Raw genomic sequence first — 11688 nt, forward strand, 5'->3', positions numbered from 1 at the left:
ATCCTTATAGTGAACCGTACTTGCGGCGCATACGCTGGCGAACCACTTCGGCAAGCGTGTTAAAGAAGAAAGTAAAGATAAACAGAACCAGTCCGGACAGGAACAAGACGCGATAATGCGAACTGGCCACCTCCGCTTCCGGCATTTCAACCGCCAGGTTCGCAGATAGCGTACGCATCCCTTCAAACAGGTTGGCGTTCATCAGCGGCGTGTTACCCGAAGCCATCAGTACGATCATCGTCTCACCGACACCACGACCGAAGCCAAGCATGATCGCCGAGAAAATCCCCGGGGATGCGGTCGGGATCACGACACCGACCAGAGTCTGCCAGCCGGAAGCACCCAGCGCCAAAGAACCGTTGACCAAATAGGAAGGCACGTTATAAATCGCATCTTCAGCAACCGAGAAAATCGTCGGAATCAACGCGAACCCCATAGCAAAACCGATTACCATCGCGTTACGCTGATCAAAATCGATGCCCGCAGAATAGGTTAACCAGTGACGCATATCACCGTTGAAGAAAGCGTTCTCCAGCGGCGAGCTCAACTGCAGCGCAAACCAGCCAAGGAAGATAATGACCGGGATCATCAATACCGCTCGACGACCGACCGGTACTTTCTGGCGAATCGCTTTCGGCAGTTTGGTCCAACCATAGCCAAACAGAATAATACCCAACGGTAAGACGACAAATATCGCAAAGAACCCGGGAAGATTCGCTTCCATATGCGGAGCCAACCACAGACCGGCCAGGAACCCGAGAATAACTGTCGGCAAGGCCTCGATCATTTCCACCGAAGGCTTGACCCATTGACGGGTCTGGCGATCCATAAAGAATGCAGTGTAGATCGCCGCCAGAATCGCAATCGGCACGGCAAACAGCATTGAATACAGCGCGGCTTTGATCGTGCCCCAGGTAAGCGGCATCAAGGAAAACTTCGGCTCAAAATCCGAGCTGGCCGATGATGACTGCCACGTATAAGACGGCTCTTCATAACCTTCATACCAGACCTTACCCCACAGACTTTCAAGCGAAACGTCCGGGTGTTCGTTCTCGATCATATAATGAACAAGGTCGCCCTTAGCCGTCTCGACCAATGCGCCGTTAGCGCGCGGAGCCATAACGACGCGAGTCAGAGAGACGTCCGCCGCCTGCTCGGTTCCCAAATAACGATGGGCCGTCGAGTGCAGCAGGTGGAACTGACCGTCGGCATCCGTCACCGCAAAACCTTTACGCGCTTTTTCGATACCGATCGAGGTGATCGCCGATTGGCTGACATCGAACTCGCGGATACGCTGAAGTTTGAAACTGTTATCCGCCTGACGAACCGGGAACCATTGATAGACCTTCCCTTTCTCGGTTCCGACCATAATCGAATAATCGCCCAGCAGGAAGCGAACGACGCTTGGTTTATCATCCTGCAGCAGTTCGACCTGCTCGATAACCTGCGGCGTACTGACGTCACTCAAATCGATGTACTCGACTTTTCCATCCGCATCGATGTTGTATAAATTACGCCCCAGGCTGTCGAGTAGAAGCCACTGGGTCGGCAGCGAAGCCATCAGTGAACCGTCTGTATCCTCTTCCAGCTGAACACTGTCCGACAGCATGGATTCAACCTTACTGAAAAGCATGACTTTGATTTCGGCGGAATCTTTAATCTGATAAACAATACGTACTTCAGAATCGGATTCACGTACCGCAAGATGCTCAATTACGCCATCGGCCAATTTGATCGGCTCTTCCCCAAATGGATAGGTTACTTTTGGGGTAATGGTTTTGACATTATTCGGATAGGTAACGGAATAGCCGTATTGCGCAACCAGGATTTCACCTGTTGAAAGCCCGAAAGCTATAATGCTTTTCAACTCATTCACAACGGTAAAGCTGGTGATCTGTGCTCCATTCAGGGGCAGCATTTCTTGCGAAGTCGCGCCCCCTTTAACCAAGTCAAAACCGTAGGCATTCCCGGACTGGGTAAATCTGAGACCGGAAGTCTGATATTCATCAACACCGTAATACAAAGTGGTCTCATTCGCACCGCCCGGCAAAGCAAATGTCTGATGCTTTTCTATATGCGCCGGCACAAACAATGGCAGAACCACATAGAAAAGGAAGAACATAATCAGCATCACAGCACCGATAATGCCTAAACCACCGACAGAGATACCGATTTTCGAAAGGTAATCGCGAAGATTACGACGTTTGATACGCTTTTCAAAAGCTGGCCCAGAGAGCGCTTTATCCAAGGCATTATCTACGGAATGACTCATAATGTTTAACCTATCCAAACTAATATTTATTGGTGTAATCACAGACGGTAAACAGCAAAAACTGTCATCACCTGAATTCTGTTTTTCTACCTATATAACTTAAGCCTGAATACTAGAGATTGAATGTGACATTCAAATAACATTTTGCGCCCTTTTTCATGTTTTTGTAACATAACTGTCACATTAAAAAAACAGCATTTTGCACCACATTTAAACGCCAATTGACCCAAATTAAAACAACACTTCACAAGAGTGTCCATCTTTGGAAGAATCCGGGCAATTCAATCCACAATCAAATCAACCATTTAGTGCATAAAGAAAAAAAAGGTGCAATCTGGCACGATTCCAGCTAACATCAATTCTGTTTTTTATTTCAAATAACCCAGTCATATAGGATTATTAACAATGCCACAAGCAATCTTAGACTTAATCAAAGAAAACGACGTTAAATGGGCGGATCTGCGCTTTACCGATACCCATGGTAAAGAACAGCACGTAACCATTCCTGCTTCTCGTGTAGACGAAGACTTCTTTACTGACGGTGAAACTTTCGACGGCTCCTCTATTCAGGGCTGGAAAGGCATCAACCAGTCAGACATGATCCTTATGCCTCAGACTGACGGTTACTACATGGACCCGTTCACCAACGATCCGACAATCGTTATTCGCATGATGATCGTAGAACCATCAACAATGGAAGCTTACGAAAAAGATCCTCGTGGTATTGCCAAGAAAGCAGAAGCTTACCTTAAATCAACCGGTATTGCGGACACTGCATTCTTCGGTCCGGAACCAGAATTCTTCATTTTTGACGATGTTCGCTGGGGTGCGGACATGTCCGGTTCATTTGTTAAAATCAATGCAGGTGAATCGACTTGGGAAGCCGAACGCGTTGTCGAAGGCGGAAACCTAGCTCACCGTCCACGCGTTAAAGGCGGTTACTTCCCGGTTCCTCCTGTTGACCAGCTACATGAAGTTCGTGCGGACATCTGCGCAATGTCTGAAGCAATGGGCCTTAAACTTGAAGCTCACCACCACGAAGTGGCTGGTGCAGGTCAATGTGAGCTTGCGGTTGCAGGTAACACTTTGACAGCAAAAGCGGACGAAGTTCAGATTCTTAAATATGCGGTTCACAACACCTGTCAGGCACTTGGTAAAACGGCAACATTCATGCCTAAGCCGATTGTTGGTGATAACGGTACCGGTATGCACATTAACCAGTCACTATCTAAAGACGGTAAAAACATCTTTGCAGGTGACATCTACTCAGGTCTTTCTCAAGAAGCTCTTTGGTATCTTGGTGGTCTGATGAAGCACGCACGCGCACTGAATGCGTTCTGTAACCCTGGTACAAACTCGTACAAGCGTCTGGTTCCAGGCTTTGAAGCACCAATTCTTATCGCTTACTCTGGTTCAAACCGTTCTGCTTCGATCCGTATCCCATACGCGCCTTCAGAAAGATCTCGTCGCGTAGAACTACGTTTCCCTGATCCAACAGCAAACCCATACCTAGCGTTCTCAGCATGTCTGATGGCTGGTCTTGACGGTATCATGAACAAGATCGATCCAGGCGCGCCTTCAGAAAAAGATCTATATGACCTTGAGCCTGAAGAAGAAGCAGGTTACGAGTCTCTATGTGCATCTCTGGAAGAAGCTCTGGACGCACTGGACAAAGACCGTGACTTCTTGACTGCCGGCGGTGTATTCACTGATGAAGCCATTGATTCTTACATCAAACTGAAAATGGAAGACGTTACTCGCCTTCGCGCGACAACTCACCCAATCGAGTTTGACATGTACTACTCAAGCTAATCCTTCGGATACAGCTCGCCTTCTGCCTGCCCTTAACAAACAGGCAGAAACAAAAAAAGCCTCGAAATTTTCGAGGCTTTTTTATTTCCGCCGACAAGAACTGAACTTTAAACGCAACTCAAGCGTCCATCCATTCACTCAATCAACCATTAACTGCTGCCAGATTGCAGCGACATTTTCACGCTGTTGCGGATAACAACTATTCGGCACCATCGCTTTCTCGTTCTGCAATGAAAGACGGTGATATTTGGAACGATACACTTGATAAGCCTCCATCAGAGCTTCAACCTGCCCGGTCTCAAGCAACTGATGCTCAGCAACCTTTTCCAGAATCCGCATATTATCGCTAAATTCCGTCAGATCCGGATACTGACAGGCATAGCCGAGCACCAGATACTGCATCATGAATTCAATATCAACAATCCCGCCACGCCCCTGCTTAAGATCAAACACATCTTGATTCGACTTATCCAGCGAGTCCTGCATCTTCTGACGCATTTCCACCACTTCTTCGCGCAATTTGGACAATTGGCGCCCTCGAGCAATAAACCCCTGTTTAAAGCCGTTAAAGCTCTGTACAGCCTCGTCACTGCCAGCTACCGCGCGCACTCTGACCAGAGCCTGATGTTCCCATGTCCAGGCTTTATTCTCGATATAGTTACAGAACTCCTCAAAACTGACGACCATCATTCCCGAAGCACCATTCGGACGTAGACGAGTATCCAATTCATAGAGAACGCCGGCCGGCATCAGCGTGGTAATCAGTGAAACCACTTTTTGCCCCATGCGCACAAAATACAGAGAATTATCCAGCGGCCGACCGCTCGGCGAAACCGATTGAGCCCCCGGATCCACACCATGATAAAGCATCACAACATCCAGATCCGATCCGTAGCCAAGTTCGATTCCGCCCAATTTTCCGTAACCCAGAACCAGCATCGGATTAGGATCTGACTCACCCAGTCCACCAGGCAGCCCGCTTTTGTGCTTCATTAGGCGCCAGGCAAATTCGACCGTGACCTTGAGCACCGCTTCAGCAATCCAGGTCAAATAATCGCTGACCTTCATAATATGAACATTGCCGGTCACATCCGCAGCGGCAACTTTGAATACCTGAGCATGGCGCCACTGACGCAAATCCTGCATAAAACGTTCTTCATCAAGGTCACACTGCTCCATCAGCATCCAGGCTTCCTTCACCAAGGATTCGGCATCCAATGGTGCATAAAGACTGCGCTCGTCGATCAACTGATCCAACAACGCCGGATACTTGACCAACATATCACTCAACCAGGCGCTGACATGACATAACTGCAACAGATTCTTAAGCGCCTGAGGATTCTCCTTCAACAACACCAGATAGACACTGCGGCGCGCAATCGCTTCAATGACCGCCAGGGCACGTCCGAGCGCCACCTCGTCATATTCAGGCTTCAGAGCTTCATGCAATAACAGCGGCATAACCACATCCAGACGGTCCCGGCCATCTTTACTCAACATCTGCAAAGTTCTGGAGCTTTTCAAGCCCTTAAGCAAAGAAAGCACTTCCGCCCTACGCCCTTCTGACAAGTCAAACTCGGCAAGCATCTCAGACTCATCTAGCTCGCTCTGCCAAAGCTGATCCATCGAATCGCGCTCACCGACTACATCCTGCTCGGCAAACACTTGGGAGAACTGATCCTGAACAAACTGACGATGATCGCTCAAAGCATCAATAAAGCGCTCATAGGAGGCAAAACCCATTGATTCAGCCAAAGATTGCTGCTGCTCCGGATTTTGAGGTAAATCATGCGTCTGCATGTCATTCCACATTTGCAAACGGTTCTCGGCCCGGCGCAAAAAGCTGTACGCCTGACGCAGTTTTTCGGCGACTTCCGCATCAAAAAACCCACGTTCTTCCAACAACGCCAGCATCGGCAGAAGCTGACGCCCCTGCAGAGCACGATCGCGACCGCCATGCACCAACTGGAACGCCTGCACAATAAACTCTACCTCGCGAATACCGCCGGGACCGAGTTTGATATTATCCAGCATCCCCTTTTTATTGACCTGATCGCGAATCATGCGCTTAAGATCGCGTAGAGAGTCCATGGCGGTAAAATCGACATAACGGCGATAGACAAACGGACGCAAAACTTCAAACAACTCGGCAGCCTGCTCCGACTCTCCAGCCATCACCCGCGCCTTGACCAAAGCATAACGCTCCCAGGCGCGCCCGTGCACTTCATAGTAATGCTCCAAAGCCGCAAAACTGACCGCCAGAGTGCCCGAATCACCAAAAGGACGCAGGCGCATATCAACACGGTAAACAAAGCCGTCATCCGTCACTTCAACCAGAGATTTATTCATCGCCTGACCAAGACGCACAAAAAACTCCTCATTCGAAACTTTTCGCGCACCGTTAGTCTCGCCACGCTCAGGATAAGCAAAAATCAAATCAATGTCGGATGAGAAGTTCAGCTCCTGACCGCCCAGCTTGCCCATACCGATTACCAGCATTTTCTGCGGTTCACCGGATTCTTCCCCTATCGGCAGACCATAGCGTTCGGACAATTTAGCGTAATGCCAATCCAAGGCTGCATTTACCAAAGCATCCGCCAAATCGGACACTTCACGCATCGATTCCTCGAGAGCCGCCAGGCCACTTAAATCACGCACTGCAATGCGAGCCATCATCTGATTGCGCTCCAGCCGCAGACGCTGTTTCAAAGTCGCCTCGTCGCCACTGGCAACAACATTTTCATACACCTGACGATACAAAGCCCCCTGCTCAAGAGCTTTTTCCCACGGCCGCACTTCCAACAGCTCCGGATAGCGACGTAAATTCCGTTCGATAAACGGACTCCACTTTTGGACCTGCGCTAAATCATATTTCATTCAACTTCACCTTTGATTCCGGCTGTTCCTTGATTACTCTGGCTCCCCATTTTAAAGCCAGACATCTTATAGATATAAAATTGTGTTTGACGCCGGTCATCTAATGACCAGATTTCACTCGGCTCCACACCGGGAACCGCAAAGCTGTTGCTGACAAAAACCGCTTCGCTCGGCAGCTCGCTGAGCAACTTTTCCCACAGGCGCGGCATCGGTTGAGGAGAGAGAAAAGCATACACAAAATCATACTTGGAAAGGTCCGTCTTCCAGATATCTTGCGCCAAAACGGTGCCACCCGACACGGCCACTCGCAACTTGGCTAAAAGCACCGAAAGCAGTGCCGTCTCTACACCGTCAGAAACCTTGATCTCCGGCTGTTTTGACATAAAAGCGACGTTCGCACCGAAACCACACCCCAAATCGATAAAGCGCGTAAGCTCAGCTTCTCTAGCCAACAGAGCCAGGGCCTGTCGCGCGGTTTTATTACTCAAGTACAAAGGAACACTTTCCGTAAAGGCGTTCTTGAACAGCAGCCAGACCATCAACGCCAGGAGCAAGCCAAACCATGGATTGATACCGCTTAATACGGCAAGATATAACAGATAAGGAAACAGTAATTGAATCCACACCCACCAGCGAGGAAGGCCGAACAGGCGACTAAAAAACACGGCTAAAGCCGCCTGCCCGGTAAGCAGCATCCAATCCTCATAGGGCGGTTCGATAAAATGTGTCGCCACCAATACCGCCAACGCCAAAAAAACCAACGCCAACAACTGGGCGGCAAAAGCAAGAAAAATCCTCGGCACCCTGTTAAACAAATGCAACAAACTTTCCTTCTGCACCAAACAAAAACACCCCTTTTGCACCAATTACAAACACAATTGCACCATACAAAAACAATTCATCGACATAAAATCGGACAATTTTCAAAAAAAAACCCAAAAAACTAATTATCTAATTGATATGAAAGGAATTTTTGAAACTATGGCACGTTAAATGTTTATTGAAATTCGAACTTTACATTCAAATACATCAGAGAGGTTAGTATGAAACTGGTTGTTGCAATTATCAAACCTTTTAAACTCGATGACGTACGTGAAGCCCTGCATAACATTGATGTTCACGGGATGACCGTTACCGAGTCTAAAGGTTTTGGCCGCCAAAAAGGCCACACTGAAATCTATCGCGGCGCCGAGTATGCGATTGAATTCTTACCAAAGCTACGCGTTGAAATCGCGGTCGCAGACGATCAAGTCGAAGGCGTGATCGAAGCGGTAAGTGAATCAGCCAAAACCGGGAAAATCGGCGACGGAAAAATTTTCGTTATGCCGCTTGAACAGGCGATCCGTATCCGTACTGAAGAATCCGGCGATATTGCACTGTAAAAGATAGGGGAAAAACAATGGAACAAGTATTACAACTCAGTTATGCCCTCGACACATTTTATTTCTTAATGTCTGGGGCACTCGTTATGTGGATGGCAGCTGGTTTTGCCATGCTGGAAGCCGGTATGGTCCGCGCCAAAAACACAACGGAAATTCTTGCTAAAAACGTCGGGCTTTTTGCTATCGCCTGTATTATGTATATGCTGGTTGGTTACAACATCATGTACCCTGGTGAAGCAGTATCAAGCTTCTTCCCTGGCATCAGCTTCCTTCTAGGTGGTGACAATGCGGTTGCAGATGTTATTGCCGGTGGCGATGACGCTCCTTATTACTCAGGTATGTCAGACTTCTTCTTCCAGGTTGTTTTCGTTGCAACAGCAATGTCAGTAGTCTCTGGTGCGGTTGCTGAGCGTATGAAACTGATGGCGTTCTTCACTTTCGCAATCGTTTTCACTGCCTTCATCTACCCAATGCAAGGTTTCTGGAAATGGGGCGGCGGTTTCCTTGACGGTCTAGGATTCCTTGACTTCGCAGGTTCTGGTGTTGTTCACATGGCTGGTGCTTCTGCAGCTCTAGCAGGTGTTATCCTACTAGGTGCCCGTAAAGGTAAATACTCTGCTGAAGGCGAGTCTCGCGCTATCCCTGGTGCAAACCTGCCTCTTGCAACTCTAGGTACTTTCATCCTTTGGTTGGGTTGGTTCGGTTTCAACGGTGGTTCAGAGCTTAAAATCTCTAACGTTGACGAAGCGAACGCAGTTGCAATGATCTTTGTTAACACGCTAATGGCTGCTGCCGGTGGTGTTATCGGTGCCCTGGTTATGTCTAAGATCAAGTTCGGTAAAGCGGATCTGACTATGATGCTAAACGGTGCTCTTGCTGGTCTAGTTGCAATCACAGCTGAACCTTTGACACCTAGCGCTCTATCTGCAACCCTGATCGGTTTCGCAGGCGGTATCATCGTAGTGTTCTCAATCCTGATCGTTGACCGTACCTTCAAAATCGATGATCCAGTTGGTGCGATCTCAGTTCACGGTGTTGTCGGTATCTTCGGTCTGATCGCAGTAACTTTCACTAACTCTGACGCTTCACTTGTTGCTCAGCTTACTGGTATCGCAGTAATCTTTGCATGGGTATTCATCACAAGCTTGATCGTCTGGGCGATTATCAAAGCGGTCATGGGCATCCGTATCTCTGAAGAAGACGAGTACGAAGGTGCTGACCAATCAGAATGTGGTATGGAAGCTTATCCAGAATTCACCAAGTAATTCGCAAGCTTACCACTAAAAGAACCTTACCAAACTCCTCGGTAACGTTTCACCCCGCTTCGGCGGGGTTTTTTTATGCCTGATAAAAACAGGCTTTTTTGATAACGGACAACTTAAACACCGTTTGCCTTTTCAATACTCAGGCTTCCGCAACGGTTACGGGTAAAATCTAAATTGCCAGAACCAACCAGGAACCTGCAATGAATCGAAAGCTACTCACACTCCTAATTGCGACACTGCTCAGCGTGCCGACCGCCCTTCCTGCAAATGCCGAAGAACAGGAAACACTCAGTTACTCACCTAAATACAAACAGTTCGATGCGCCGGAAGAAAAAATTCCCAAGTATTTTTCGATGGAGAAAAATGTGGTGAACTTTCGCGGAGAAGGCAAAGCGAAGTTCCTTGCCGTAGATTTGAAATTCATGTCCTATTATCCGCAACTGGTAGAAGTTGAGATGGAACACCTGCGCCCGATATTGAAAAACGACGTGGATCGTGTTCTGCGAGGCCAGACGTACAGCGACCTGAAAACCCCAGACGGCCCGGATCAACTGCGCGAAGAGTTGTTGAATACCGCCCGTTCGATTCTGGAAAAACACAATCTGTATCCGGGACTGCTGGAAGACGTCTATCTGGAACGCTTTGTAATGCAATAAGCCAAACAAGGCTCTGAAAAACTTTGTCGGTTAACGCCCGAGATTGCGCATTTTATAGAGAAAGCTCAACCAGCGCTCTTTCAACGTCAGTTTTTTCTCAACCAGATGCCCGTACACCATCAGTACAGGCGTTTCGCTTGGATTGTGCAACGGGTGCCGATACCAATTAATCAGCTCTTCATAGTCCACGCCGCTGTCGTGCGCAACCAACTGCCAAGGGATAACCTCATCCGAAGCAGTCGGTTTCAGCTCGCCGGGTAAAACCTGAAGCGGAATCTTACGATCAATGACCACGGTTTTGGTCTTGCCGGACTCCATCCAGATACGAACGACCTCCCCCTGTTGCAGCAGGGTGCCATATGGAAGAAACTGATATTTTGCTTGCAGGTTACTGACCGGATCATCCACAATCGGCGGCCCTTCCGGAAACTTAAACTGACAGTAACCTCCTGAACAACAAGACATTTTACCCGGGCTCCTATTCGATAATTTCTTTAATATGATCGCTAAAAAGCGTAAACTTATTCTATAAGGAATTCAGTTTTGCGGAGATCATATCATGGCTATTAACGGTTACAATGTCTTAAATATACCGTCATACGCGCTGAACAATGAAATCAGCCGTACCAATCAATCCATGACCAGCGGATCGCAAATCAATCAATCGGCAGACAATGCCAGTGGTCAGGCGATTGTTACCGCACTCAGTACTCAGATTTCTACTCAGGATATTGCCGGTCGCAACACTCTGGACGGCATGTCTCTTTTGCAGACCGCGGACGGAGCCAGCGCAACGATCGCCGAACGCTTGCAGCGCATGACCGAACTGACGGTACAGGCATTGAACGGCACCATGAGCGTTTCGCAGAGAAGCATGCTTGATCAGGAGTTCCAGCAGAATCTCGCCGGCATCAACGAAGTCGCCCAAAACACCAGTTTCAACCAGCAAAACCTGCTGAACGGTAGCACCGGTTCCATTGACATTGCTATGGGCGACACAAGCACAAGCCTGAACCTTCCCGACTTGACGACCAACGGTCTAGGGCTATCCGGACTGTCAATCGACAACCCGGCCAACGCTTCGACTGTTCTCGACGGTTTGAGCAGCGCAATGGAATCGCTCAGCCTGACTCGAAGTGGATTCGGTGCGCAGCAACAGGGCTTGATGACGTCTTATAACAACCTCCAGACACAAAACGAAAGTGCTCAAGCAGCGCGCAGTCGAATTAACGACACCAATATGGCTCAGGCTTCAACCGATCAGGCAAGACAAAACATGCTACTGGATGCGCGCATCACCATGCAGGCGCAAAGCAACCAACAACAGGCTTCCGTCCTGCAACTGCTGAACAGTTAAGCTCTCCGTCTCTCTCCATTGACAGATAATTAAAGCGGCGCAAGTCGCTTTATTTTTGCCTCGAACA

Annotated in this window: 9 protein-coding genes; 5 read left to right on the forward strand and 4 right to left on the reverse strand. The window is 48.6% G+C overall.

Going from position 1 to position 11688, the window contains the following annotated elements:
• Positions 1–4: 4 nt before the first annotated feature.
• Positions 5–2272 carry an ABC transporter permease subunit gene (locus tag J3999_RS00220; protein WP_208125854.1) on the reverse strand — a complete coding sequence of 756 codons (2268 nt, stop codon included), beginning with the start codon at positions 2270–2272 and terminating at the stop codon, positions 5–7.
• Positions 2273–2677: 405 nt separating this feature from the next.
• Between J3999_RS00220 and glnA the strand changes: the two genes are divergently transcribed.
• Positions 2678–4084 (forward strand): type I glutamate--ammonia ligase, encoded by a 1407-nt coding sequence (glnA, locus tag J3999_RS00225; protein WP_208125855.1) that lies wholly within the window; start codon positions 2678–2680, stop codon positions 4082–4084.
• Between the two features lie 138 nt (positions 4085–4222).
• Here the strand turns inward: glnA and glnE are convergent, their stop codons facing one another.
• Both glnE and J3999_RS00235 read right to left on the reverse strand, forming a co-directional pair.
• The gene (glnE, locus tag J3999_RS00230; RefSeq protein ID WP_208125856.1) at positions 4223–6961 is read right to left on the reverse strand and encodes a bifunctional [glutamate--ammonia ligase]-adenylyl-L-tyrosine phosphorylase/[glutamate--ammonia-ligase] adenylyltransferase; all 2739 of its coding nucleotides are present in this window, start codon (positions 6959–6961) and stop codon (positions 4223–4225) included.
• Positions 6958–7782, reverse strand: coding sequence for a class I SAM-dependent methyltransferase (locus J3999_RS00235; RefSeq protein WP_243755214.1), 825 nt, complete (start codon positions 7780–7782; stop codon positions 6958–6960). The genes glnE and J3999_RS00235 overlap by 4 nt, the downstream gene beginning before the upstream one ends.
• Before the next feature lie 222 nt (positions 7783–8004).
• On the opposite strand from J3999_RS00235, the gene J3999_RS00240 reads away from it, so the two are divergent.
• From J3999_RS00240 to fliL, 3 genes are all read left to right on the forward strand, one after another.
• The gene (locus J3999_RS00240) at positions 8005–8343 is read left to right on the forward strand and encodes a P-II family nitrogen regulator (protein ID WP_173285786.1); all 339 of its coding nucleotides are present in this window, start codon (positions 8005–8007) and stop codon (positions 8341–8343) included.
• A gap of 17 nt (positions 8344–8360) precedes the next feature.
• On the forward strand, positions 8361–9608 hold the full coding sequence (locus J3999_RS00245) for an ammonium transporter (protein WP_173285787.1): 1248 nt from the start codon (positions 8361–8363) through the stop codon (positions 9606–9608).
• A gap of 200 nt (positions 9609–9808) precedes the next feature.
• Positions 9809–10264 carry a flagellar basal body-associated protein FliL gene (gene fliL / locus J3999_RS00250; protein WP_208125857.1) on the forward strand — a complete coding sequence of 152 codons (456 nt, stop codon included), beginning with the start codon at positions 9809–9811 and terminating at the stop codon, positions 10262–10264.
• Between the two features lie 30 nt (positions 10265–10294).
• Here the strand turns inward: fliL and J3999_RS00255 are convergent, their stop codons facing one another.
• Positions 10295–10729 (reverse strand): hypothetical protein, encoded by a 435-nt coding sequence (locus tag J3999_RS00255; protein ID WP_208125858.1) that lies wholly within the window; start codon positions 10727–10729, stop codon positions 10295–10297.
• Positions 10730–10823: 94 nt separating this feature from the next.
• Between J3999_RS00255 and J3999_RS00260 the strand changes: the two genes are divergently transcribed.
• Positions 10824–11621, forward strand: a complete 798-nt coding sequence (locus tag J3999_RS00260; RefSeq protein WP_208125859.1) for a flagellin — start codon at positions 10824–10826, stop codon at positions 11619–11621.
• Positions 11622–11688: the final 67 nt, after the last annotated feature.

Source organism: Thiomicrorhabdus sp. 6S3-12 (genome assembly GCF_017571475.1).
Classification (GTDB): domain Bacteria; phylum Pseudomonadota; class Gammaproteobacteria; order Thiomicrospirales; family Thiomicrospiraceae; genus Thiomicrorhabdus.